Source organism: Pseudomonas sp. LBUM1652, assembly GCF_059716105.1.
Genome location: NZ_CP166804.1, coordinates 3,753,742 through 3,778,958, shown reverse-complemented (window position 1 = coordinate 3,778,958; position 25,217 = coordinate 3,753,742). Strand labels below are relative to the sequence as shown.

Annotated in this window: 22 protein-coding genes; 9 read left to right on the top strand and 13 right to left on the bottom strand. The window is 61.0% G+C overall.

The window, feature by feature from the left end; all coding sequences use genetic code 11:
* Nucleotides 1–71 precede the first annotated feature (71 nt).
* Together ACA069_RS16975 and ACA069_RS16970 are read left to right on the top strand one after the other, a co-directional pair.
* Entirely contained in the window at nucleotides 72–1,736 is a 1,665-nt protein-coding gene (locus ACA069_RS16975) for an MFS transporter (protein ID WP_187681195.1), read from the top strand.
* A complete protein-coding gene (locus tag ACA069_RS16970; protein ID WP_187681194.1) occupies nucleotides 1,733–2,875 on the top strand; it encodes an HlyD family secretion protein in 1,143 nt (380 codons plus the stop codon). The genes ACA069_RS16975 and ACA069_RS16970 overlap by 4 nt, the downstream gene beginning before the upstream one ends.
* Before the next feature lie 13 nt (nucleotides 2,876–2,888).
* On the opposite strand, the gene copD is transcribed toward ACA069_RS16970, so the two are convergent.
* A complete protein-coding gene (gene copD / locus ACA069_RS16965) occupies nucleotides 2,889–3,746 on the bottom strand; it encodes a copper homeostasis membrane protein CopD (RefSeq protein ID WP_497614480.1) in 858 nt (285 codons plus the stop codon).
* Between the two features lie 3 nt (nucleotides 3,747–3,749).
* Nucleotides 3,750–4,115 carry a copper homeostasis periplasmic binding protein CopC gene (gene copC / locus ACA069_RS16960; RefSeq protein ID WP_497614479.1) on the bottom strand — a complete coding sequence of 122 codons (366 nt, stop codon included), beginning with the start codon at nucleotides 4,113–4,115 and terminating at the stop codon, nucleotides 3,750–3,752.
* A gap of 140 nt (nucleotides 4,116–4,255) precedes the next feature.
* On the opposite strand from copC, the gene ACA069_RS16955 reads away from it, so the two are divergent.
* Nucleotides 4,256–4,876 carry a TetR/AcrR family transcriptional regulator gene (locus tag ACA069_RS16955; protein WP_187681191.1) on the top strand — a complete coding sequence of 207 codons (621 nt, stop codon included), beginning with the start codon at nucleotides 4,256–4,258 and terminating at the stop codon, nucleotides 4,874–4,876.
* A gap of 44 nt (nucleotides 4,877–4,920) precedes the next feature.
* Here ACA069_RS16955 and preA read toward each other — a convergent pair whose 3' ends face one another.
* The 3 genes from preA to hydA all read right to left on the bottom strand — a co-directional run bounded on the left by preA (nucleotide 4,921) and on the right by hydA (nucleotide 9,160).
* Nucleotides 4,921–6,195: an NAD-dependent dihydropyrimidine dehydrogenase subunit PreA gene (gene preA, locus ACA069_RS16950; protein ID WP_497614476.1), complete on the bottom strand. Its 1,275-nt coding sequence runs from the start codon at nucleotides 6,193–6,195 to the stop codon at nucleotides 4,921–4,923.
* Nucleotides 6,196–7,563 (bottom strand): NAD(P)-dependent oxidoreductase, encoded by a 1,368-nt coding sequence (locus tag ACA069_RS16945; RefSeq protein WP_187681189.1) that lies wholly within the window; start codon nucleotides 7,561–7,563, stop codon nucleotides 6,196–6,198. It lies immediately after the preceding gene.
* A 157-nt stretch (nucleotides 7,564–7,720) separates the two neighbouring features.
* A complete protein-coding gene (hydA, locus tag ACA069_RS16940; protein WP_497614474.1) occupies nucleotides 7,721–9,160 on the bottom strand; it encodes a dihydropyrimidinase in 1,440 nt (479 codons plus the stop codon).
* A gap of 624 nt (nucleotides 9,161–9,784) precedes the next feature.
* On the opposite strand from hydA, the gene ACA069_RS16935 reads away from it, so the two are divergent.
* Nucleotides 9,785–11,269, top strand: a complete 1,485-nt coding sequence (locus ACA069_RS16935; protein ID WP_497614473.1) for an NCS1 family nucleobase:cation symporter-1 — start codon at nucleotides 9,785–9,787, stop codon at nucleotides 11,267–11,269.
* A 132-nt stretch (nucleotides 11,270–11,401) separates the two neighbouring features.
* Nucleotides 11,402–12,685, top strand: a complete 1,284-nt coding sequence (locus tag ACA069_RS16930) for a Zn-dependent hydrolase (RefSeq protein WP_187681186.1) — start codon at nucleotides 11,402–11,404, stop codon at nucleotides 12,683–12,685.
* Between the two features lie 86 nt (nucleotides 12,686–12,771).
* Here the strand turns inward: ACA069_RS16930 and ACA069_RS16925 are convergent, their stop codons facing one another.
* On the bottom strand, nucleotides 12,772–13,638 hold the full coding sequence (locus ACA069_RS16925) for a CAP domain-containing protein (RefSeq protein ID WP_497614471.1): 867 nt from the start codon (nucleotides 13,636–13,638) through the stop codon (nucleotides 12,772–12,774).
* A gap of 242 nt (nucleotides 13,639–13,880) precedes the next feature.
* Nucleotides 13,881–14,651: an alpha/beta hydrolase gene (locus ACA069_RS16920; protein WP_497614469.1), complete on the bottom strand. Its 771-nt coding sequence runs from the start codon at nucleotides 14,649–14,651 to the stop codon at nucleotides 13,881–13,883.
* A gap of 112 nt (nucleotides 14,652–14,763) precedes the next feature.
* On the opposite strand from ACA069_RS16920, the gene ACA069_RS16915 reads away from it, so the two are divergent.
* Entirely contained in the window at nucleotides 14,764–15,708 is a 945-nt protein-coding gene (locus tag ACA069_RS16915; protein ID WP_497614467.1) for an aldo/keto reductase, read from the top strand.
* Nucleotides 15,709–15,715: 7 nt separating this feature from the next.
* Here the strand turns inward: ACA069_RS16915 and ACA069_RS16910 are convergent, their stop codons facing one another.
* Nucleotides 15,716–16,609, bottom strand: a complete 894-nt coding sequence (locus ACA069_RS16910) for a LysR family transcriptional regulator (RefSeq protein WP_497614465.1) — start codon at nucleotides 16,607–16,609, stop codon at nucleotides 15,716–15,718.
* A 95-nt stretch (nucleotides 16,610–16,704) separates the two neighbouring features.
* Between ACA069_RS16910 and ACA069_RS16905 the strand changes: the two genes are divergently transcribed.
* Nucleotides 16,705–17,181, top strand: coding sequence for a (R)-mandelonitrile lyase (locus tag ACA069_RS16905; protein ID WP_497614463.1), 477 nt, complete (start codon nucleotides 16,705–16,707; stop codon nucleotides 17,179–17,181).
* Between the two features lie 90 nt (nucleotides 17,182–17,271).
* Here the strand turns inward: ACA069_RS16905 and paoC are convergent, their stop codons facing one another.
* The 4 genes from paoC to ACA069_RS16885 form a co-directional block, all read right to left on the bottom strand.
* The gene (gene paoC, locus ACA069_RS16900) at nucleotides 17,272–19,470 is read right to left on the bottom strand and encodes an aldehyde oxidoreductase molybdenum-binding subunit PaoC (protein ID WP_497614462.1); all 2,199 of its coding nucleotides are present in this window, start codon (nucleotides 19,468–19,470) and stop codon (nucleotides 17,272–17,274) included.
* The gene (locus ACA069_RS16895) at nucleotides 19,467–20,423 is read right to left on the bottom strand and encodes an FAD binding domain-containing protein (protein WP_401264438.1); all 957 of its coding nucleotides are present in this window, start codon (nucleotides 20,421–20,423) and stop codon (nucleotides 19,467–19,469) included. The genes paoC and ACA069_RS16895 overlap by 4 nt, the downstream gene beginning before the upstream one ends.
* A complete protein-coding gene (gene paoA, locus ACA069_RS16890; RefSeq protein ID WP_401264441.1) occupies nucleotides 20,420–21,043 on the bottom strand; it encodes an aldehyde dehydrogenase iron-sulfur subunit PaoA in 624 nt (207 codons plus the stop codon). The genes ACA069_RS16895 and paoA overlap by 4 nt, the downstream gene beginning before the upstream one ends.
* A gap of 279 nt (nucleotides 21,044–21,322) precedes the next feature.
* Nucleotides 21,323–23,077, bottom strand: a complete 1,755-nt coding sequence (locus ACA069_RS16885; RefSeq protein WP_497614460.1) for an L-lactate permease — start codon at nucleotides 23,075–23,077, stop codon at nucleotides 21,323–21,325.
* A gap of 244 nt (nucleotides 23,078–23,321) precedes the next feature.
* Here ACA069_RS16885 and ACA069_RS16880 point away from each other — a divergent pair, with 244 nt between their 5' ends.
* On the top strand, nucleotides 23,322–23,534 hold the full coding sequence (locus ACA069_RS16880) for a hypothetical protein (RefSeq protein ID WP_187680490.1): 213 nt from the start codon (nucleotides 23,322–23,324) through the stop codon (nucleotides 23,532–23,534).
* A gap of 43 nt (nucleotides 23,535–23,577) precedes the next feature.
* Here the strand turns inward: ACA069_RS16880 and ACA069_RS16875 are convergent, their stop codons facing one another.
* On the bottom strand, nucleotides 23,578–23,853 hold the full coding sequence (locus ACA069_RS16875) for a hypothetical protein (protein WP_305438430.1): 276 nt from the start codon (nucleotides 23,851–23,853) through the stop codon (nucleotides 23,578–23,580).
* Nucleotides 23,854–24,136: 283 nt separating this feature from the next.
* Between ACA069_RS16875 and ACA069_RS16870 the strand changes: the two genes are divergently transcribed.
* Nucleotides 24,137–25,216, top strand: coding sequence for a hypothetical protein (locus tag ACA069_RS16870; protein ID WP_497614458.1), 1,080 nt, complete (start codon nucleotides 24,137–24,139; stop codon nucleotides 25,214–25,216).
* The last annotated feature ends 1 nt before the right edge of the window (nucleotide 25,217 follow it).

The following is a 25,217-nucleotide window of genomic DNA, read 5'->3' as shown; positions in this document are numbered from 1 at the left end:
CTCCCACAGGGATATGGGTTTACCGGCAGTTTTGCGGCAAACTTCAGCAACTTCCAGCTCAAGGCCTTTTAATGGATCGATACGCCCCGCGCGACTGGCAGCCTCACGAGAAGCCCAGTCTGCCCGGTTCCCCCTCGACGCCGCTGCATTCCAACCCCAAGCGCCTGGCCTATGCGCTGGTCGGGTTGCTGGTGGCGTTGACCGGTGGGTTGGGTAATTCGCTGGTGGTCGCCAACCTGATTTATCTGCAAGGCGCGATCGGCGCGACCACGGCGGAAATGGCCTGGCTGCCGGCGGCATACGTGATGACCAATGTGTCGATGAACCTGCTGCTGGTGAAGTTCCGCCAACAGTTCGGTTTACGCGCATTCACCGAGGTGTTTCTGGTGCTGTATGCGCTGGTGACCTTCGGCCATTTGTTCGTCAACGACCTGAACTCGGCGATTGCCGTGCGGGCGGCGCACGGTATGGTCGGCGCGGCGCTCAGTTCACTGGGCTTGTATTACATGGTGCAGGCGTTCCCGGCCAAGTGGCGGATGAAGGCGCTGGTGCTGGGTCTGGGTGCTTCGCAACTGGCTTTGCCACTGGCGCGTTTGTTCTCCGAGGACTTGCTGCAGATCGCCGAATGGCGCGGTTTGTATCTGTTCGAATTGGGCATGGCGCTGCTGTCGCTGGGTTGCGTGTTGCTGCTCAAGTTGCCGCCCGGCGACCGTTTCAAAACCTTCGAAAAACTCGATTTCCTGACCTTTGCCATTCTCGCCAGCGGCGTGGCTTTGCTCTGTGCGGTGCTGTCGTTGGGGCGCATCGATTGGTGGTTTGAGCAAGACTGGATCGGTGTCGCGCTGGCCGCCTCGATTGTGTTGATTCTTGCCGGACTCGCCATCGAACATAATCGCAGCAACCCGCTGCTGATGACCCGCTGGCTCGGCAGTGGTGTGATGATTCGTCTGGCGTTGGCGGTGGTGCTGATTCGCATGGTCACGTCCGAACAATCCACCGGCGCCGTGGGTTTCATGCAGTACCTCAACATGAGCAATCAGCAGTTGCACAGCCTGTACGTGGTGATGATGATCGGCAGCGTCGCCGGCCTGCTCACCAGTGCGCTGACCATCGACCCGAAACACTTGCTCCTGCCGTTGATCATCTCGCTGGCGCTGATGGCGACCGGCTCGGTGATGGACAGTTATTCGAACAACCTGACTCGCCCGGAAAACCTGTATTTCAGCCAGTTCCTGTTGGCGTTCGGCAGTACGTTCTTCCTTGGGCCAACCATGGTGCTGGGCACGCGCAACGTGCTGACCAATCCGCGCAATCTGGTAAGTTTTTCCGTGCTGTTCGGGATCTGCAATAACCTCGGCGGACTGCTCGGCTCGGCGTTGCTCGGCACCTTCCAGATCGTGCGTGAGAAGTTTCATTCCAGCCATATCGTCGAGCACCTGACGTTGTCCGATCCGCTGGTGGCGGCGCGCGTGCAGAGTGGTGGATCGGCTTACGGTTCGCTGCTGGCTGACCCGAGCTTGCGCAATCTGGCGGGCATTCGCAGTCTGTCGAACGCGGCGACTCGCGAAGCCAATGTGCTGGCCTATAACGATGTGTTCATGCTCATCGCGGTGATCGCGGTGCTGACCATGATCTGGATTTCCATTCGTGCGCTGTGGCTGATGAGCACCACCAAAGCCGTCGCCGCTACCCCCGTTCAGCCTTCCGTAACTAATAGCGGTGCCATTTCTTCATGACCGAGCCGACCACGACCACCACCAACGCCATCGCCGCCACGCCCGAGGGTGTCGCGCCGCCGTCATCGCCGAACACCGAGCCGCGCTCGCTGCGGGTGCGAATTATCTCGTCGCTGGGTTTTGCCGCGATTGCCATCGTCGGTGTGCTGATCGTGCTCTACGCCTGGCAACTGCCGCCGTTCAGCAGCGCGGTCGAGACCACCGAAAACGCCTTGGTGCGCGGGCAGGTGACGATCATCGGCCCGCAGCTTGCAGGTTATGTCTATGAAGTGCCGGTGCAGGATTTCCAGTTTGTGAAGGCCGGCGATTTGCTGGTGCGTCTGGACGACCGCATCTATCAGCAGCGCCTCGATCAATCACTGGCGCAACTGGCGGTGCAGAAAGCCTCCCTGGCCAACGTGGTGCAACAACGTAACAGCGCTGAAGCGACGATCAAATTGCGTCAGGCGGTGGTGGCCGACAGCGAAGCGCAGTTGCGTAAAAGCGAGGCGGACTTGCGGCGTAACAAGGAGCTGGTGCGTGACGGCTCGGTGTCCAAACGTGAGATGGACGTGGCGCTGGCGGCCAATGCGCAAGGCGTTGCTGCGGTAGCGCAAGCCAAGGCCAATCTGGAAATCGCTCGGCAGGATCTGCAAACAGTGATCGTCAATCGCGGTTCGCTGGAAGCGGCGGTGGCCAGCGCCGAAGCGGCAGTGCAACTGGCGCGCATCGACCTGTCGAACACACGCATCGTCGCCCCGCGCGACGGCCAGCTCGGGCAGATCGGCGTGCGCCTCGGTGCCTACGTTAATTCCGGGGCGCAGCTGATGGCGTTGGTGCCAAACCAGAAATGGGTGATCGCCAACATGAAGGAAACCCAAATGGACAACGTGCGGGTCGGGCAACCGGTGCGCTTCACCGTTGATGCGTTGAACCACCGTAAATTCACCGGGCATGTGCAGCATATTTCGCCGGGCACCGGCTCTGAATTTGCCCTGTTGCAGGCGGACAACGCCACCGGCAACTTCGTCAAAATCGCCCAGCGGGTGCCGGTGCGGATCACCATTGATGAGGGCCAGCAGGAAGAGGAACGACTACGGCCGGGGATGTCGGTGGTGGTGAGTATCGATACGGCGGCAGGCGATACGCAGCCACATTAAGTTTTTTTGCTTTTCAGGCTGTGATCATCGGGGGCAGGGTGCCGAGCAGCGACACAGCCGCGACAGCACCAATCCCCAGCAACCACTCCAGCACCACACTGCGCCTGAGCGCGGCCATCCGCTGTTCGCAGTCGTCGATCCGCATACGATTGAACAGCGCCAGCCCGAGCATCCCCAGCACGATCATCGCCTTGATCAACAGAATCAGCGCAAACCCCGTGAATAGCGGTGTCGGCCACCACTGGCCGGTCAGCACGCGAACGTTGAGCAACCCGGTGATCAGCAGGCCTGCAACCAGCGCATATCCGATCCCGCTGAAGCGTCGCAGAATCTTGCGCATCGGTTCACTGGGCCGGCGCAAAATCATCATCAGCAGCAACAACCCGCCAAGCCACGCCGCCACGCAGGTCAGGTGGATGATCTGGTTGAGAATCAACAGTTGGCCGCTGAGACCATCAAGCATCGCGCCATGTCCGACCGGCGCCAGTGTCGCCAACAGCAGCGCGCTCAAGCCCAGGCGCAACGGCAGGTTCGAACGCCATGGCGTAAACAGCAACGCCAGCAACACTGCGTTGATCAACAGGTGCCAGCGCCAGACCTGACCAAAAAAGGTATTGCCCAACACCAGTGCAACCGTGTCCGGATCAAAAGCTGCCGCCGCCGAACCGGCCATGCTCGCGGTGATAAGCAACGCCCAGGCCATGCCACTGGCCAGCGCAACGGCAGCAAGCCAAGGTGCCAGCCGCGAAATACCAACGTCCAGCGCTGGCGCTCCACCCTTGAGCAGCAATGGCCTGAACAACCACACCCCGAACAGCATCAACACCACGGTGAAATGCAGGAACCGGCACAGCACCAGCGCTTCGCTCATGAATTACTGGCCAACCTTGAATTGGTAGGCGCCTTCGCTTTTATGTGTGTCGACCGACACGGCGTGCCATTCGACTTTGTATTCGCCGGCAGTCAGCGGTGCGGCGGGGGTGACGATCAGGGTTTTCTTGTCTTTGCCTTCGGTGGTCAGCGGTTTGACTGTGACTGGCGCGCCATCCTTGGTCAGGGTGACTTTGGTGAAGGTTGCTTCAACGCCTTCGGAGAAGGTCAGGCGCAGATCCGCCGGTGCCGTGACGGAGCTGTCGGCCGCCGGGGTCTGGCTTTTCAGGTGGGCGTGGGCAAATGCCGAGGATGCGGCCAACAGCGAGGCGAGCAGGGCAGTGGTGGTCAGGACATTCTTGAACAGCATCGCGGGTACCTCTGAGGCAGAATCGAAGAAGCCGCCAGTTTAGCCATCCGTCCTTGCCGGTACGATGTTTTGTTTTCAGCGGTCGCCCCGGTGGCAGAGCGGATGCTAGTCTTGCGCAACGTTGTTGTCAGGGAGCCCACATGGGCAATCACAAGATCGAGATTCGTCGCAGTAACGTCGAAAAAATCCTCCTCGCCGCGGAAAAGGTTTTCGCCGAAAAAGGCTTCGGCAGCACCGCCATGGCCGACATCGCCGCCGAAGTGCAACTGCCGCGCTCCAACCTGCATTACTACTTTTCAACCAAGAGCGAGCTGTACAGCGCGGTGCTGTTCGATCTGCTGGAAGTGTGGAAACAGGACGCGCTGTGCTTCGAGATGTTCGACGATCCGCGTGTGGTGCTGAGCAGCTACATCCGCGCCAAGATGAACCACTCGCGCAGCCGACCTTACGGCTCGAAAGTCTGGGCCAATGAAATCATTCATGGCGCGCCTACCCTCGGCGAGGCGCTGGATGCCAGCCTGTATGACTGGGCGAAGATGAAAGAAGCGAAGATCCGCCAGTGGGTCGAGGACAAGCGCATCCTGCCGGTGGAACCGTCGAGCCTGCTATACATGATCTGGGCCTCGACCCAGCACTACGCCGACTTCGATCATCAGGTGAATATCTTGAATGATCACCAGCCGCTGTCGGACATGCAGTTCGAGCGGGCGGTGCAGACGGTGACCAGTGTGATTTTGCGCGGGATCGGGTTAGAGCCATAAGCCTTTCCCCTGATCGTTCCCACGCAAAGCGTGGGAACGATCAGTCAGAGAGCTACATGGTAGGGATTCCTCGGATCATGATTCCAATCCAGAAACGGCTTGCCCGTCTCCATCGGCACCATCTCGATGCAATCAGCCACCGGACAGGTGATCTGACACAAATTGCAGCCCACACACTCGTCATCGATCACTTCGTATTTATGCGTCCCGTCTGCTTGCTTCAGGCTACTGATCGCCTGATGTGAAGTGTCTTCGCAGGCAATGTGGCAACGCCCGCAACCGATGCACGCCTCCTGATCAATCTTCGCGATCACCTGATAGTTGATATCCAGATACTTCCAGTCCGTGGTGTTGCCCACGGCGCGTCCGGAAAACTCGGCAATGTTGGCGTAGCCCTGACTGTCCATCCAGCGTGACAGGCCATCCTTCATCTCCTCGACAATACGGAAGCCATGCAGCATCGCCGCCGTGCACACCTGCACCGCGCCGCTGCCCAGTGCCATGAATTCCGCCGCATCGCGCCAACTGCCGATGCCGCCGATCCCGCAGATCGGTAAACCTTGGGTCTGCGGATCACGAGCGATTTCCGCGACCATGTTCAGCGCAATCGGTTTGACCGCTGAACCGCAGTAACCGCCGTGGGTGCTTTTGCTGCCGACGGTGGGCAGGGCGACCATGTGTTCCAGGTCGACGCTGGTGATCGAGTTGATGGTGTTGATCAGCGACACCGCATCGGCGCCACCCCGATGCGCGGCGCGGGTGGCGACGCGGATGTCGGTGATGTTCGGCGTCAGTTTGACGATCACTGGCAGCGAGCAGTAGGTCTTGCACCAGCGCGTCACTTGCTCGACGTACTCCGGCACCTGACCGACCGCCGCGCCCATGCCGCGTTCGGGCATGCCGTGGGGGCAGCCGAAATTCAGTTCGATGCCATCGGCACCGGTGGCTTCCACCAGCGGCAGGATGTGTTTCCACGACTCTTCGACGCACGGCACCATCAGTGAAACGATGAGGGCGCGATCCGGCCAGTCCTTTTTCACCTGGGTGATTTCACGCAGGTTGATCTCCAGCGAGCGGTCGGTGATCAGCTCGATGTTGTTGATGCCCAGCACTTCTCGGTTGTTACCGTAGTGCGCCGAGTAGCGCGAAGAGACGTTGACCGCCGCCGGGTCTTCACCCAGGGTTTTCCAGACCACGCCACCCCAGCCGGCCTCGAAGGCACGAACCACGTTGTAGGCTTTGTCGGTCGGCGGCGCGGAGGCCAGCCAGAACGGATTGGGCGCTTTGATGCCGGCGAAGACTATCGAGAGATCGGCCATTTACGCAGCCTCCACGTTGAGCATCAGTTGAGCGTTGATGGCCTCGGCGGCCAGTTTGCCGTGCTGCACCGCTTGCACGGTGAGGTCCTGATCGAGGCTGGTGCAATCACCGCCGGCGTACACACCGGGGATGCTCGTGCGCAGATTTTCGTCGACCTGAATTCGCTCGCCCTGACGCTTGAGTTCACGCGCCAACGGGTCGGCGAGAGCGCTGCCGTCGAAGGCCTGGCCGATGGCTTTGAAGATCGCATCAGCAGCCAGCTCGAAGGTTTCCCCGGTGGTTTGCAGGCGACCGTCGACCAGATCGGTACGGGCGAAACGCATGCCGCGGACCTTGCCCTGTTCGTCGAGCAAAACCTCCTCCGGTTGTGCCCAGGTCAACAGGCGTACCTGATTGGCCTTGGCGATGTCTTGTTCGTGGCCGGTAGCGCCCATGTCCGTGACACCACGGCGATACACCAGATTGACATCGCGGGCCCCCAGGCGCGCCATTTGCACGGCCATGTCGATCGCGGTGTTGCCGGCGCCGAGGACGATGCAGCGCTCGGCCAGTGGCAGTTGCGTCAGGTCATCGGCCTGGCGCAGTTCGCGGATGTAGTCAGTGGCGGCGAGCAGTCCGGGAGCGTCTTCGTGAGCCAGACCAAGTTGCTTGCTGGCGTTGAGACCGAGGCCGAGGAACACGGCGTCGAACTGCTGATGCAATTCGCTGAGGGTCAGGTTGTCGCCGAGTTTGTGTCCGTGACGGATTTCGATACCGCCGATTTGCAGGAGAAAATCCAGCTCCTTCTGCGCGTAGTCGTCGACCAGTTTGTACTTGGCGATCCCGTATTCATTCAGGCCGCCAGCCTTCTCCCGCGCTTCGAAAATCACCACGTCATGCCCGTGCATGGCGCTGCGGTGAGCGCAGGACAAACCCGCCGGCCCGGCGCCGACCACGGCGATGCGTTTGCCAGTGTTAGCGGCGCGCTGGAATGGGTGTTCAGTGAAATTCGCGTTGTCCACGGCGTAGCGCTGCAACAGGCCGATCAGCACTGGCGCGCATTCCTGGGCGTTGTTGCGCACGCAGGCTTGCTGGCAAAGGATTTCAGTGGGACAGACTCGCGCGCAACTGCCGCCAAGGATGTTCGCCGAAAGGATTTTCTGCGCAGCACCGGGCACGTTGTCCTGATGGATATTGCGGATGAACGAAGGGATGTCGATCTCGCTCGGGCACGCATTGACGCACGGCGCGTCGTAGCAATACAGGCAGCGCGAGGCTTCCAGATGCGCCTGCCGAGCGTTGAGCGGCGGTGCCAGATCGGTGAAATGGCCGGCGAGGGCGGCCGCGCTTTCGTGCGGATGCGGGAGATGGTTCAGGGTCTCGATCACGGTTTTTTGCCTCACGGTTATTGAGGTGCTCTGCCTCTGATGGGCAGTGGTTTTTGTGTCGTTAGGGAGGGCCTCTTCGCGAGCAGGCTCGCTCCCACAGGGGAATGCATTTCAAATGTGGGAGCGAGCCTGCTCGCGAAGGCCAAAGGCCGGGATTTCAGCGTTTCACAGCAGTAGGCTTGTGCAACTCAGCCCGCTTGCTCAGCAAATCAAACACCGCCGGATACGCCGGCCGTTCGATGTAGCGTCCGGCCCCGCGCTCGGCACGCAGGTCGCCATTGGCCCAGACCACGCGGCCCTGGCTGACGGTGTGGCTCGGCACGCCGCGCACGGTCTTGCCTTCGAAGATGTTGAAGTCCACCTGCTGATGGTGGGTCTTGGCGGAAATCGTGCGGGTGCCTTGCGGGTCCCACAGCACCAGATCGGCATCGGCGCCGACCCGGATCGCACCTTTGCGCGGATAGAGGTTGAAGATCTTCGCGGTGTTGGTGGAGGTGAGGGCGACGAAGTCCTGCATCGAAAAGCGGCCGCTGTTGACGCCTTCATCCCACAGCACCGCCATGCGGTCTTCGATGCCGGCGGTGCCGTTGGGAATCTTGCTGAAGTCGTCGCGCCCGGCGGCTTTTTGTTCCGCGCAGAAGCAGCAGTGATCGGTCGCGGTGGTGTGCAGATTGCCGTTTTGCAAACCGTGCCACAGCGCTTCCTGATGCCCGCGCGGGCGGAACGGCGGGCTCATCACGTAACCGGCGGCGGTCTGCCAGTCCGGGTGTTGGTAGACGCTGTCATCGAGCAGCAGATGCCCGGCCAGGACTTCGCCGTAAACCGGTTGACCCTTGCTGCGTGCGTAGGTGATTTCGTCGAGAGCTTCCTTGGTCGAGACGTGTACCAGGTACAGCGGCGTGCCAATGGTTTCGGCGATACGAATGGCCCGGCTCGCCGCTTCACCTTCAACCTGCGAAGGACGCGACAGCGGATGCGCTTCCGGCCCGGTGATGCCCTGGGCCATCAATTTGCGTTGCAGGTGATAAACCAGCTCGCCGTTTTCCGCATGCACCGTTGGTACGGCACCGAGTTCCAGACAACGCTCGAAGCTCGCTACCAGCGTGTCATCGGCGGCCATGATCGCATTTTTGTAGGCCATGAAATGCTTGAAGCTGTTGATCCCGTGATGGCTGACCAGCTCGGCCATTTCCTCGCGCACCTGTTCGCTCCACCAGGTGATCGCGACGTGAAAGCCATAGTCCGATGCGGATTTCTCCGCCCAGCCGCGCCACTGATGAAACGCTTCCATCAACGACTGCTGCGGATTGGGAATCACAAAGTCGATGATCGATGTGGTGCCCCCGGCCAGACCCGCAGCGGTGCCGCTGAAGAAGTCTTCGCTGGCCACGGTGCCCATGAACGGGAGTTGCATGTGAGTGTGTGGATCGATGCCGCCAGGCATCAGGTATTGACCGCTGCCGTCGAGCACTTCGGCACCGGCGGGAATATCGAGGTTTTCACCAATGGCTTTGATCACGCCGTCGGCGCAATAGACGTCGGCGCGATAACTTTCATCATGGGTAATAACGGTGGCGCCACGGATCAACAGAGACATTCCGAGTTCCTCGCAGGCATGACCGACTGGTGTCGGTTCTAAATGTTTTATTGATGTACGGCGGTGAAGGGCGTATTCCTGTCAGCGCTGTCAGGAATAGAAACTAGTCGCAGTTTTGCAATAGATCAAGATTATTTTTTATAAGCTTATGACTGTTTTAAGTTATTGAAAAACAACGATAAAAATGGAAAATCACCAAAATGGTGAGGCTGCTCACCATTTTGACGCACTTGACAGGATGGAAATATGAGCAAGATTTCCTATGTGAAATCAGCCGCTTGAAGTTGAGCTGCGGTCGATCGCCAAGGAAGAAAAAAAGTGCAGTGCACCAGTTTGAGTCCTGACAGTTCGGACAACTTGCCCGGCGTTAAGCCTGAGCGTTCAGACAAGTTTTCGAAGACTCACCCGGTCAATAATTAAAACTGATAAATATCAGAAAGTTGCAAAGCGTTTAATGCACGGCCCAAGCGTTCAGCGCGGCACCCGGCACGTTTATTGATGCCGCCGCTGACACCATGGCCGGGGCATGAAAGTTGTCAGTTCCTCCGGCCATCGTCCGGCTCGCACCGTTATGTGCAGCCGCCTGATGAGCAAAAAAATAATCAGAAGAACAGTGGAGCGGCCATGCAACAGATCAGATCGCAAGTGACCGAGCGCGACGGCTTGTTTGAGCTTGAAGCCGGCAGCGACGTCCTCGACAGTCCCCGTTACAACCATGACATGGCACCGACCAAGGTGCGCGAACGAACCTGGAACAAATGGCACATCACCGCGCTGTGGGTCGGCATGTCGATCTGCGTGCCGACCTACACCCTCGGCGGCGTGCTGACAGCCTACTTCGGCCTGACCGTCGGCGAGGCGCTGCTGGCGATTCTGTTTGCCAACCTCATTGTGCTCATCCCCCTGACGCTCAACGCCTTTCCCGGCACCAAATACGGCATTCCGTTCCCGGTTCTGCTGCGCTCATCGTTCGGCATTCTCGGTTCCAACGTGCCGTGCCTGATTCGCGCGCTGGTGGCGTGTGGCTGGTTCGGCATTCAGACCATGTTTGGCGGGCTGGCGATTCACCTGTTTCTCGGCTCGGTGTTCGAGGGCTGGAAATCCCTCGGCGGGACCGGGGAGGTGATCGGCTTCATGATCTTCTGGGCGTTGAACCTGTGGGTGGTGATTCGCGGCGCCGAGTCGATCAAGTGGCTCGAAACCCTGTCCGCGCCGTTGCTGGTGGCAGTCGGCATCGGCCTGCTGGTGTGGGCGATGCCCAATGTGTCGATGACCGAGTTGTTGGCGATCCCGCCGAAACGTCCTGAAGGCGCCAGCGTGGTCAGTTACTTCGCTGCCGGGCTGACGGCGATGGTCGGCTTCTGGGCCACGCTGTCGCTGAACATTCCCGACTTCAGTCGCTACGCCAAAAGCCAGAAGGATCAAATCCTCGGGCAGATCTTCGGCCTGCCGCTGACCATGTTCCTGTTCGCCTCCCTCGGCGTGATCATGACCGCAGCGTCAGTGAAACTGGTGGGCGTAACCGTCTCTGATCCGGTCAGCCTGATCGGCCACATTCAGAGCCCGGTGTGGGTCGCGGTGGCCATGGCGCTGATCATCATCGCCACGCTGTCGACCAACACCGCCGCCAACATTGTCTCGCCGACCAACGACTTCCAGAACATCGCGCCCAAGGTCATCAACCGCACCAAAGCCGTGCTGCTGACCGGCGTTGTCGGGTTGGTGTTGATGGGGCATGAGCTACTGAAAAAGCTCGGGCTGATCGTCTCCGATGTGAGTCTGGAAACCGTGTATTCGAATTGGCTGCTGGGCTATTCGAGTCTGCTCGGGCCGATTGCCGGGATCATGGTGGTCGACTATTTCCTGATCAAGAAACAGCAACTGGATCTGGCCGGGTTGTACCGCGACGACGTGTATCCGGCGTGGAACTGGGCCGGTTTTCTCGCGTTCGGCGTTCCGGTGGTGTTGACCTTGCTGTCGCTTGGAAGCGATGCGTTCAGCTGGTTCTACAGCTACGGCTGGTTTACCGGCTCGGCGCTGGGCGGAATTATTTATTACGGGTTATGCGTGATGCGCGGTAACCCGGCGATGGCTAAAGCGCCTTCGTAATGATCGTTCCCACGCTCTGCGTGGGAATGCAGCCCGGGACGCTCTGCGTCCCAACAGCGGACGCAGAGCGTCCATGGATGAGTTCCCACGCAGAGCGTGGGAACGATCGGCATCAACACTGAGGAGATCCCCATGAACGCAGCCGTAGACGTTCTGCAATCGACCCATCAGCACATCAACCGCGACCGCCTCTGGGCGTCGCTGATGGAACTGGCCAAACTCGGCGCTACGGTCAAGGGCGGGGTCTGTCGCCTGGCCCTGACCGACCTCGACCGCCAGGCCCGCGACCTGTTCGTGCAATGGTGCAAGGACGCCGGATGCAGCGTCACGATCGATGAAGTCGGCAACATCTTCGCCCGCCGGCCTGGGCGTAATCCGAACCTGCCGCCGGTGATGACCGGCAGCCACATCGACACCCAACCCACCGGCGGCAAATTCGACGGCTGCTTCGGCGTACTGGCCGGCGTCGAAGTGCTGCGTACCCTCAATGACCTCGGCGTGGAAACCGAAGCACCGCTGGAAGTGGTGGTGTGGACCAACGAAGAAGGCTCGCGCTTCGCCCCGTGCATGATGGGCTCCGGCGTGTTCGCGGAAAAATTCACCCTCGAAGAAACGCTGGCCAAAGTCGATGCCGATGGCGTCACCGTTGGCGAAGCGCTCAATGCCATCGGCTATGCCGGCCCGCGCAAGGTTAGCGGGCACAAGGTCGGCGCTTATTTCGAGGCGCACATCGAGCAAGGCCCGATCCTCGAAGACGAACAGAAAACCATCGGCGTGGTGCTCGGCGCATTGGGGCAGAAGTGGTTCGACCTCAAGCTGCGCGGCGTCGAAGCCCATGCCGGCCCGACCCCGATGCACTTGCGCAAAGATGCCCTGGTCGGCGCCTCGGTCATCGTCGGTGCGGTCAACCGCGCCGCCCTTGGCCATCAGCCCCATGCCTGCGGCACCGTCGGTTGCCTGCAAGCCTATCCCGGCTCGCGCAACGTCATCCCCGGCGAGGTGCGCATGACCCTCGACTTCCGGCATCTTGAACCGGCACGCCTGGACTCGATGATCGCCGAAGTGAAACAGGTCATCGACGCGACTTGCGAAGAACATGGCCTGACCTATGAACTGACGCCGACGGCCGACTTCCCACCGCTGTATTTCGAAAAGGGCTGCGTGGACGCTGTGCGTGGCGCCGCCAAAGGCCTGGGCCTGTCGCACATGGACATCGTCAGCGGCGCCGGTCACGACGCAATCTTCCTCGCCGAACTCGGCCCGGCCGGAATGATCTTCGTGCCGTGCGAAGGAGGGATCAGCCACAACGAAATCGAAAACGCCGCGCCGGATGATCTGGCAGCGGGGTGTGCGGTGTTGTTGCGCGCGATGCTAGCGGCTTCGGCGGCTGTGGCGGGAGGGCAACGCGCGGCCTGATTTCTTTCATGAAGAGGTGCGACGTTGCCGTCCCTGCAAGGCAATTCAGGAGTGTGCAACGTCGTTCATCAACGTGATGACTTCGATCAAGGCGCACCAAACAGCATCGTCCAGTAAACCCCTTCATCACTACGCGCTTCACTGGCGAAGCCGGCGCCGACTTGGGTAAAAATCGGGCTCATCAGGTTGGCGCAATGGCCAGGGCTTGCCAGCCATCCGGCCATGGCTTTGCCCGGTGAACTCTGTCCGGCTGCGATGTTTTCACCAATTTGCCGACCTCGATAGCCGGCGGCGCGGGCGCGATCGGCAGGCAGGTCACCGTCCGGATCGCGATGGGCGAAATAGTTGCCGTAGGCCATGGCCTTGCTGTGCCCTTGGGCAGCGGCGCCGAGGGCGGCATTCCAGCTCAAGGGCCGGGCAGCGGCGAAGCGCTGGCGTCCACACATTCTTGGGCGGGCGCGGGCGGCGTTGACTTCGGCCAGCAGGGCTTTGCCGACGCTGCGGTTATCGCCGACACGGCTGTCGAGCACCGGCCGCGCCAACACCACTTGCCATTCGCTGCGCGCACGGCTGATGCCGATGTCGGCGTATTGAGTGTCCAGCAACGCGCCGCAGTAGTCGCTTTGCAGCCTGTCGAACGCTTCTTCGGCATCCTGCGCCCCGACAATGCGAATGCTGCGCACCGCCACAGCCGAGTACCCGGAAGACTTCAACGCTTCACGCAAGCCGCCGCCATATCGGTAGCCGACCGGCAAGGCCAGGTTCGACTTCAACGCCAACGGTGCCAGCCGTTGCGCGGGACGCCGATCGCAGCGTTGCGGGTGGGCACGGTAGTCGTTGATGGCCGCCACCAATTGGCGCTCGGCGCCGGCATGGGCAGTTTCGGCGAGCAGGGGCGAAAGGATCAGCAGGCACAGCGAAACGAAGCGAGACGAACGGACGGCGTGGCGCATGGGACGGGCAGCTCTGGAGAGGGACGGTGCTTGAGTGGGTTGGTCGCAGAACGCGGCGCGAATAGGACTGGGGTTTTTTGACTTGGTTCAGTAGGTAGCGTCTTCGCGAACAACGGCTCACACAAAATCCTGTAGGAGCTGTCGAGTGAAACGAGGCTGCGATCTTTTGATCCTGTTTTTTAAGATCAAGATCAAAAGATCGCAGCGTGCCGCAGCTCCTACAGGGTTGCCGTGCAGTGGTCTCAACGATTCAACCTGTCCGCCATCCACTGCAGATACTGCCTGCGCTCGGAAATCGAGTTATGACCCGAATCCGGCACCACCTTGAGCACGGCCACCCCCTTGGGAAAATTGCCCAGCAACTGCTCGGTACTGGCCCGGGGAATCACCTCGTCATCACTGGCCGCCAGCAGCAACGTCGGCACGCGGATATGCGCGGCGTACTTGCCCGACTCAAAGCGATCCTTGAGCAACCACTTCACCGGCACCCATGGATATTGCCGCGCGGCGATTTCTTCGAGACTGTTGTAGGGCGTTACCAGAATCAACTGCTGCACCGGCCGTTGACTGGCCAGACGCACCGCGACGCCCGATCCCAGACTGCGCCCGACCACGGCAATCTGCGGATGACTGGCAGATACCTGATCGAACAGCGCCAGCGCATCCTCGGCAATGGCTTCCTCGGAGGGCGAACCGCCGCTGCCGGCAAACCCCCGGTAGTTCAGCAGGTACAGCGCGTAATCAGGAAACGCTTGGGCAAACTCCGGCAGGTTGCGCGACACGTCCTCGGCGTTGCCGCCGAAATAGATCAGCGCCCGCGGCCCGTCGCGCTCGCGGGTGTTGACCCAGATATCGGCATCCGGCATCGACAGTTTCAGCCGTGAATCGGTGGTACTGACCGCACTGGGCTGCGGAAACCAGATCAACGAGCGCTGAAAAAAGAACAGTGCCGCGCACAGCGCCAGGTAAACGGCGACGATCAATGCGACGAGTGACATCAGGGTTCGGGACATTCGGCTACTTTTAACGGGGTGTGCGGGTTCGTTGTCGCAGTGTAGTCCAGCGCTTCACGCGGCCAGCGTTCGAACACAACGTGCAACAGATCCGCGGAGCAGGGGAACCAGCATGAGCCACACTGAGGGTTACTCCCGTCGCCGATTGATCACGCTGGCTGCCGGGGTGTCGGCGGTCTTCACCTTTGATCGGGCGCTGGCCACTGCCACATCGTCCGCCGCTACCGGAGGCCAAGCCATGCAGACTCGTGTCATCCCATCAAGCGCCGAGCCACTGCCCATGGTGGGGCTGGGCACGTATCGCGGCTTTGACGTCGCCCCTGGCGATCCGGCTTATAAGCAACTGCCAGCGGTGCTCGACGAACTGTTCGCCAAGGGTGGCACTGTGGTCGACAGCTCGCCGATGTATGGCCGCGCCGAAGAAACCACCGGTGAACTGCTGTCGATCCACGAACCGCGCTCACCGGCGTTTCTGGCTACCAAGGTATGGACGCGCGGACGTAAGGAGGGCATCGCGCAGATGGAGCAGTCATTCAGCCTGCTGCGCGCCGAGCGCATCGACCTGATGCAGATCCACAACCTGCTCGACTGGCAAATCCACTTGCCGACGCTGCGGGAATGGAAGGAACAAGGGCGCATTCGCTACATCGGCATCACCCATTACACGCCCTCGGCGTACGAAGAAGTTGAAGCGGTGCTGAAGACTGAACAACTGGATTTCCTGCAGATCAACTACGCCCTTGATGACCGTGGCGTGGAAAAACGCATTCTGCCGCTATGCCGTGAGCGCGGTGTCGCGGTGATCTGTAACCGGCCATTCGGCGGCGGTGGCTTGCTCGCCCGGCTCAAAGGCAAACCGCTGCCGGCGTGGGTGTCGGACGTGCAGGTCAACAGTTGGCCGCAACTGGCGCTGAAGTTTCTGCTGGCGCACCCGGCCGTTACTTGTGTGATTCCGGGTACCGGTAATCCACGGTATATGGCCGATAACGTCAAGGCAGGGTTCGGGCCGATGTTGACGGATGCGCAGCGTCATCAGTTGATTGCGTTAGTGGGCTAGGCCGATTTCAACCGCGATAACGCAACGCCTCCAGCAACAGCGCAAATGCCGGCGCCGCCTGGCGTCGGCTCGGGTAGTAGAGGTGATAACCGGCAAATGTCGGGCACCAGTCTTCCATCACCTGCACCAGCCGACCCTCCGCCAGATACGGCGCGACGATGTTTTCCGGGATATAGCTCAGGCCGAAGCCGTCCAGTGCGGCGTCGAGCAACGGGTAGACACCGTTCAGGGTGATCTGGCCGGAAACCCGCACCTTGAGGCTTTCACCATCCTTTTCAAATTCCCAGGTGTACAGCCCGCCGTTGGTGGGCAGGCGCAGATTGTTGCAGGCGTGTTCGGTCAGATCGCGGGGAGTTTGTGGGGCCGGATGCCTGGCGAAGTAGGCGGGCGAACCGACCACGGCCATGCGCATGTCCGGGCCGATGCGGGTGGCGATCATGCCTTGGGCAACGTCTTCGCCCAGACGTATACCGGCATCGAAGCCTTGGCCTGCGATGTCGACGAAACCGTAATCGCAACAGACTTCGACGGCGATGTCCGGGTACTTCGGTAAAAACTCCTTGAGCACCGGGCGCAGCAGCCAGTCCAGCGAATGGTCAGTCGCGCTGATGCGGATTTTGCCCGCCGGGGTTTCGCGCAAATTGCTCAGGGCCGCCAGCTCCTGCTCGATCTCTTCGAAGCGTGGGCCGACGGTTTGCAGCAGGTGCTCACCGGCCTCGGTGGGGGAAACGCTACGGGTGGTGCGGGTCAGCAGGCGCAGGCCGAGGCGTGCTTCGAGGGCGCGGATGGTATGGCTGAGCGCCGATTGCGAGACGCCGAGTTTGGCGGCGGCTTTGGTGAAGCTGCGCTCACGCGCCACGGCGAGGAAGGCGAGCAGGTCACTGGCGTTTTCCCGAAGCATTAATGAGTTTCCTGCATAAGTTTTTTCGAATTCTAGTCGATTATCTGAAGAGTCATGGTCGGTAAAGTTCAGGCATCACTTTTGGAGATATCGCCATGAACCCGATTGCTGCTTCTGCGCTGACCCTTTCCTTGCTGGCTGGCGATGTTCAGGCCAATGAAGCGCCGCGAGTGACCGTCACGCCCAATGGATCACAACCTTCAGTCCGCGGCCCGGCGGATTGGTTCACCGGAATTGTGCGGGTCGACGCGCCGTTCAAAGGTTCGGATCAGGCGCGGGTCAGTGGCGCCACGGTGACGTTCGAACCGGGTGCGCGCACAGCGTGGCACACCCATCCGTTGGGGCAGACGTTGATCGTCACCGCAGGTGCCGGTTATGTGCAGGAGTGGGGGCAGCCGGTTCGCGAAATTCGTCCAGGGGATACGGTGTGGATTGCTCCGGGTGTGAAGCATTGGCATGGCGCGGCGCCGAGCACGGCAATGACGCATATCGCGATTGCTGAAGTGCTGGATGGCAAGGTGGTGGAGTGGATGGAGCAGGTCAGCGAGGCGCAGTATCCCCGCGCTGAATAACCCCTTTGTAGGAGCTGCCGAAGGCCGCGATCTTTTGCTTTTTAAAGATCAAAAGATCGCAGCCTTCGGCAGCTCCTACAGGGTGAGATGTCAGATCATCTCCGGCAACGACGAAAGAATCTTGTCCAACGTAATCGGATATTCCCGCACCCTGGCCCCGGTGGCGTTGTAGATCGCATTCGCCACCGCCGCACTCACACCGCAAATCCCCAACTCACCAACACCCTTGGCCTTCATCGGCGAAGAAATCGGATCCGTCTCATCGAGGAAAATTACCTCCTGATGCGGAATATCGGCGTGCACCGGCACCTCATACCCGGCCAGGTCGTGATTGACAAAAAATCCAAGCTTCTTGTCCACTGCCAGCTCTTCCATCAGAGCCGCACCAACACCCATGGTCATCGCACCAATCACTTGGCTGCGCGCTGATTTGGGGTTGAGAATCCGCCCGGCCGCGCACACCGCAAGCATCCGTCGCACGCGCACTTCACCGGTCGCAGCGTCCACTGCGACTTCAACGAAATGCGCGCCAAACGTCGACTGCTGATACTGCTTGGCAAGGTCAGCGAATTCGATGCTGTCCTCCGCTTGCACCACGCCATTTTCTGCGGCGTGACGCAACGGCACACTTTTGCTGCCGAGCCGTACCTGACCGTCTACAAACTCGGCTTCACCGGCCGCCATGCCTAATTTGCCGGCCACCGCCTCACGCAGTTTCACACACGCGGCATACACCCCGGCCGTCGAGCAGTTGGCGCCGAATTGCCCACCAGAGCCGGCCGATACCGGGAAGTTCGAGTCGCCCAGCCGCACCACGACGTCGTCGATACCAACGCCCATCATCTCGGCCGCCGTTTGCGCGATGATCGTGTAGCTGCCGGTGCCGATGTCGGTCATGTCGGTTTCAACGGTGATCTTGCCGTCGCGTTCCAGTCGCACCCGCGCGCCGGATTTCAACAGCAGGTTGTTGCGGATCGCCGCGCCGACGCCCATGCCGATCAGCCAGCGACCTTCGCGACGTGAACCGGGTTTTGCGTTGCGTTTATCCCAGCCGAACTTCTCGGCACCGGTTTGCAGGCATTCGATCAGTAGTCGCTGGGAGAACGGCCGCTCGGTTTTCACCGGGTCGACCTGAGTGTCGTTGAGGATGCGGAACTGCACCGGGTCGAGTTTGAGTTGTTCGGCCATTTCGTCCATGGCGATTTCCAGCGCCATCAGGCCCGGGGTTTCGCCCGGTGCGCGCATGGCGTTGCCTTCGGGCAGATCCAGCGGTGCCAGGCGCATGGTGACCAGGCGGTTTTCGCCGGCGTAGAGCAATTGACTCGGTTGCGCCGCGACTTCGACCTTGCCGTCTTGCAGATTGCCCGACCAGCCTTCGTGGGCGATGGCCGTGAGTTTGCCGTCCGCCGTGGCGCCCATGCGGATGCGCTGGATGGTCGCCGGGCGATGGGTGGTGTTGTTGGCGATTTGCGGCCGCGCGAGGGCGACTTTCACTGGTCGGTTGGCCATGCGCGCACCGAGGGCAGCGAGGATCGCGTCGGCGCGGATGAACAGTTTGCCGCCGAAACCGCCGCCAATGTACGGCGAGATCAAGCGGACTTTCTCCTTGGGCAGACCGAGGGTTTCGGCGATGTCGCTGACGCTCCAGGCGATCATCTGGTTGGACGTCCACAGGGTCAGTTGATCGCCTTTCCACGCGGCCAGTGTCGCGTGCGGTTCCATCATCGCGTGGGACTGATCGGGGGTGGTGTAGGTCTGGTCGAACTGCACCGGGGCGGCAGCGAACGCCGTGGCAAAATCCCCGTGTTTGACGTCTGGCAGTTCTTCTTTCTGTTCGACACCCTGATCGCGAACGCTGGCCAGATCGAACTCGCCCTTGGCCGTGACGTAATCGACTTTGACCAGTTGCGCTGCGGCGCGGGCCTGTTCAAAAGTCTCGGCAACGACCAGCGCAACGGCCTGGTGATAGTGCTGAATTTCCGGCCCGGCCAGCAGATGCGCCGAGTTGTATTGGCCCTTGCCGAGTTTGCCGGCATTGGCGGCGGTGACGATGGCCAGAACCCCGGGGGCGGCTTTCGCCTCGTCGAGATCAATGTTGTTGATGCGGCCCTTGGCGATGGCCGAACCGACCATGAAACCGTAAGCCTGATTGGCCACCGCCTCATGCTGCTCGTAAGCGTACGGCGCCTGGCCGCAGGTTTTCAGTTTGCCTTCGATGCGGTCGGTGGGTTTGCCAATGACCTTCAATTGGTCGATCGGGTTGGTGGTGGCGGGCGTGTCGAATTTCATGCTTCGTCCCTCGCTTGGGCCAGCACCGAGCCGAGTGTGCGCTCGACCAGGGTCAGTTTGAATTGGTTGTCGTGGGTCGGCGTGGCGCCGTCGAGCAGGCGTTCGCTCACGACTTTGGCGCCCTTGGGCAGCAACGCCTCGGCGGCTTCCACCCGCCATGGTTTCGGCGCGACGCCACCGACGGAGATGCGGCCGCTGCCGTCCTTTTGCAGGATCAAACCGACGGAAACCAGGGCAAACGCGTAAGACGAACGATCGCGCACCTTGTGATAAACGTGGGTGCCGCCCACGGGCGCCGGCAGCGTCACGGCAGTGATGAACTCGCCGGGCGTAAGGCTGGTTTCAATATTGGGCGTATTGCCCGGCAACTGATGGAAATCGACCATGGCGATGCTGCGAGTGCTGCCATCGGGTCTGACCGTTTCAATCTGCGCATCGAGAGCGCGCATCGCAATCGCCATGTCGCTCGGGTGGGTGGCGATGCAGGCATCGCTGACGCCGATGATCCCCAGTTGTCGACTGACCCCGCCAATCGCCGAGCAGCCACTGCCGGGATTGCGTTTGTTGCAGGCTTGATTCGTGTCGTAGAAGTACGGACAGCGCGTGCGTTGCAGCAGGTTGCCGGCCGTGGTCGCCATGTTGCGCAACTGCCCGGAAGCACCGGCAAGCAAGGCGCGGGAGAGCAGGGCGTAGTCTTTTCGCACGCGCGCGTCGGCGGCCAGATCGGTATTGCGCACCATGGCGCCGATACGCAAACCGCCCTCGGGCGTGGCTTCGATCTGGTCCAGCCCCAGGTGATTGATATCGATCAGGTGCAGCGGGGTTTCGATGTCGAGTTTCATCAAGTCCAGCAAGTTGGTGCCGCCGGCGATGAACTTTGCGCCTTCCACTTGCGCAGCTTGTGCTGCGGCTGCGGCGGGGGAGTCGGCGCGGCTGTAATTGAACGCTCTCATGCCGGCACCTCCGCGACTTCGGTGATGGCTTCGATGATGTTCGAGTAGGCGCCGCAACGGCAGATATTGCCGCTCATGCGTTCCTGGAATTCGCTGGCGATCAGTTGCGGCGGCTCGGTCAGACTGGCGCTGGCGTGGCTGGGAATGCCATCGCGGATTTCCTGGATGACCGCCACCGCCGAACAGATCTGCCCCGGCGTGCAGTAACCGCACTGATAACCGTCGTGCTTGATGAACGCGGCTTGCATCGGGTGCAGGTTGTCCGGCATGCCGAGGCCTTCGATGGTGGTGATCTCGCTGCCTTCATGCATCACCGCCAGGGTCAGGCAGGAATTGATCCGCCGGCCATCGGCGATCACGGTGCAGGCGCCGCACTGGCCGTGGTCGCAGCCTTTTTTGCTGCCGGTCAGGTGCAGGTGTTCGCGCAGGGCGTCGAGGAGTGTGGTGCGGTTGTCGACTTCAAGGGCCTGAGGCTTGCCATTGACTTGAATGGTCACTTTGCTCATGGCCGGTTGCTCCAGATTGGCCGCGTAGGCCTTGAGGCTGATAAAGGGGGGCATCGCGAACGCCGTCGCGGTCACGGCGCCGAGGATCAGAAATTTACGTCGGGAAATCGGCATGGTTCGATTCCTTTTTCTCTCAATCAGGCGGCAGGGTTGCGAATGGCCCATAAGGGCGCGCCGGCATGCTTGCCAGTCTCGTTCTAGGAGTGACCGCTGGAGGGAGGAAAAGGTTTTTGCGGATTTGCGCTATAGAGTTATGCGCAGGATTCATCAATGCACTACACGACACTTCCCCCTGTGGGAGCTGGCTTGCCAGCGATGGGGTTGTGTCAGTCTGCCTATTGCTTAAATGACACACTGCCATCGCGGGCAAGCCCGCTCCCACAAGGGTTGTGTTTACTGCCCGCCGACGACCATGTAGGTGAACGGCGCCACATACGCCTGCAGCGTCACCAACCCGCCGACCAGAATCGCCAGCACAATCGAATGGAAGAACACATAGCGCAGAATCTCGCCCTCATGCCCGTACCATCGGGTGGCGGTGGAGGCGACCACAATCGACTGCGCATCGACCATTTTGCCCATCACCCCACCGGAGCTATTGGCGGCGGCCATCAGCACCGGGCTGATCCCGAGCTGTTCCGCCGTCACCCGTTGCAAGCCGCCAAACAGCACGTTCGAGGCGGTATCCGAGCCCGTCAGTGCCACGCCAAGCCAGCCGAGCAAGGTGCCGAACATCGGGTAGAAAATCCCCGTCGCCGCAAACGCCAGGCCCATGGTTGCGTCCAGCCCCGAGTAGCGCGTGAGGAACCCCAGCGCCAGCATCGCCGCAATGGTGATCAGCGAAAACCGCACCACCCACAGCGTGCGCAGGTATTGCTTGATCAGTTGCGGGATCGAGTAACCCATCAGCAAGCCGCCGACAATCGCCGCCAGCAGGATCCCGCTGCCGGTGGAGGTGAGCCAGGTGAACTTGTAGACCGCTTCTTCAGCTTTCGGCGCCGCCACTACTGGCGGGACTTTTTCGATTTGCAGGTGCAGATTGGTGAAGGTGATGGCCGGAGCGAAAATCGGATTGGCCTCGCGCAGCGGTTTGCCCTGCGGATCAAGCTTGGCCGATTGCGTGACCGGATCGATGGCAGGGCGGGTGTCGAACATATTCTTGAAGCCCTGAGTGCCCCAGGCGAACACGAACACGGTGAGGATGATCCACGGCATCCACGCGCGCATCACCGCCGGGCGCGCCTGATCGCTGAACGCTGCGCTGGCGGTGACTTTCTCTTCGTCGACTTTGGAATTGTCGACCCGCCCGGACAGCGCCGCCGAGGTATGGATCGTCGCCGGTTTCCAGACCTTCAAAAACAGCGTCAGACTGGCCATGGAAATCAGCGCAGCAATCACATCCACCAGCATCGGCCCGTGATAGTTCGATACCAGGAATTGCGGCACGGCGAAACTGACACCGGCCACCAGAATCGCCGGCCAGATCTCGAGCATCTTGCGCCAGCCGGCAAAGGCCCAGATCAGCCAGAACGGCACCAGCACCGAGAAGAACGGCAACTGCCGACCGACCATCATCGACAGCTCCATCTCATCCAGCCCGGTGACTTTGGCCAGGGTGATGATCGGCGTGCCGAGGGCGCCGAAAGCCACCGGCGCGGTGTTGGCAATCAGTGCCAGACCGGAGGCCGCCAGCGGTGAGAAGCCCAAACCAATCAGAATTGCCCCGGTCACTGCCACCGGTGTACCGAAACCGGCCGCCCCTTCGAAAAACGCACCGAAGCAGAAGGCGATCAGCAGCAACTGCAAGCGTCGGTCATCGGTGATCCGCGCCAGTGAATCCTGCAGCACTTTGAAGGAGCCGTTCTCGGTGGTCAGGCGATGCAAAAAGATGATGTTGAGGACGATCCAGCCGATCGGCAGCAGACCGTTGGCCGCGCCGAACAACGCCGCCGAACCGGCCATGCTCGCCGGCATGCCGAAGGCGAAGATCGAGATCAACAAGGCCGAAGCCAGCGCCAACAGGGCGGCCAGATGCGCCTTGACGTGGAAGAACGCCAGCGCCGCCAGCATCACGACCACCGGCACAGCGGCCATGAGCGTGGAGATCATCGGGTTGCCGAACGGGTCGTAAATCTGCTGCCAAACCATGGTGCACCTCTGCTTTTTGTTATTGAGGGCGCAGTTACATTGCGTGGTGATGGGTTGGGAGCAGTATAGGTGGCATTACGCCGCCGTTTGGCCGATCAGGACGAGGCGATAAACGGTCGTGGGCGGGCACTGAATCAAAGCCGATTTGCCCGGTCGTATTTGCGGCAGCGCGCACCGAGTCCCGGAGGCGAGGGCAGCGCTGGCCGATTCCGTCGTCAAAACCTTGGTTTTAGGGAAGTATTGAATGAAGCGCGCTACAACGATGCTGTTGACCGTGACTGCCGCCGTACTGCTGAGTGGCTGTATTGCGGACTTTGATGATGATCACCGCCATGGCCGGCATTACGACCGCGACCATGGGCGCAATTACGACCATGATCGTCGGGATAACCGTTGGGATGACCGCGATGACCGCCGCGATGGCCGTCGCTATCACCGCGATCGGGATGACGACTGATTGAACAAGAGAGGGCGTTCCCGCAAAGGAACGCCCTCGGTTCTCAAGAAAAATGAGCGCTCGCCTGGACGCGGGATCGCGCAGGCACTGAGGCCTCGATGTCCAGCAAATGGGTGGCGAGAATGTCGCTCAGAAAACGGAACTGATCGTTGATGCCGACCACTTCATTGCTGAAATGGTTAGTGGCGGCGGGCATCAGCAGATCTTCGAAATCTTCGTTGAACACCAACGTCTGCGCCTTGCGGTTTACGACGTGTTGTTCGTAGTAGTTGCTGCCGAACACCGGGAAACTCACGGAGAGTGCGATGGTGTGAATCATGATGTGTACTCCTCGTTGTGGTTCGGATGGCGCAATCGTGCCTTCGCCGGCCGGTGGGCGGAAGGCAATCGTCGCGATGGTGAATATCGACGGTATTGATGGTCGGGATTTTCACTGGGTTTGCCGGCCCCATCGCGAGCAGGCTCGCTCCCACATTTGAAATGCATTCCCCTGTGGGAGCGAGCCTGCTCGCGAAGGGGCCAGCCCAGCCACAACCAGACAAACGGCCCCCCACCGGCACCTATACTCAAATCTGTCTCTCCCGTTTCAAGGACATCCCACCGTGAACCTGCGCGCGCTGGTCGTCGCCGCACTGTGTCTGTTGGCCGGCTGTGCCTCTACGGCGCGGGCCCCGGTAACGGCGCCTGCCGTGGTGGTGTCGCCCGCGACCTGGCAGCGGATCGACCGCGAGATCGTCAGCGCTTCGCAACAATCCACCGAGCAGGTCAAGCTGTTCGCCCGTGGTTCGATGGAACATTGGCGCACTCGCGTCTATCAGCAAACTGAAGAAAATTTCATCCCGTGGTTCAGCAGCTACTGGACCCAGGAATGGCTGTCGATGAAGGTCAGTTGGTACACGATCAGTGCCGGCGGTGAGCAGGACGCTTCGGCCAAAAAGCTGGCGGCGTATCTGCTTGATCAATATCAGGAAAAGGTGCTCGCGCCGGTCGCCGTGGAAATCGATCCGGACGCGATCCTCAGTCAGGCCACGGCGTTCTATGCGCAACTGATGGCCCAGCAAATGCCGCTCATCGCCCAGCGTCACGGCGTGCCGGTTGCCCAGCTCAACGGTCGCTTGCAGAGAGTCCCGGCCATCGCCCTCGGCCCGCCAGCGGCGCGGGATGCCTCGTTGTATAAGGTCATCAGCACAGAGCCGTTGAACACGCTGCCGGCCTACGCCGCGTTGATCGACAAGATTCACACCGACGGCGGCGCCAAAGGCATCGCCTCGACCGATGCCGGCATGGCGCCCGTGGCCAAACGCGCGAGCCAACGCATCGAAGCGGAAATGGCCCCGCGCGGCGCGGCCAGTGCGGTGGCCGCAGCGGCGGGCAAACTGGCCGGGGCGATGATTTCCGTGGGGGTGATGGGCATCCGCGCCATTATCCAGGCCAACGACCGCCCCGACAGTGAAGCGCTGATCCGCAGCAGCCTGGGCAACACCTTCGACAAGGCCTGGCTGAAACTGGTGCAAAACCCGACCACCGGCGTGATGGCCGGCACGCTGCACATGGCCGGGCAGGTCGAGCGCAATCTGGGTGGGGGAGAAGAGCCGTCGGTCGGGCTGGGGGTGAATCGTGTCGAATGGCAGCCACCGCAATCGACTACCCAGCAGATCGAACCCACCGTACAAGGAGAATGAA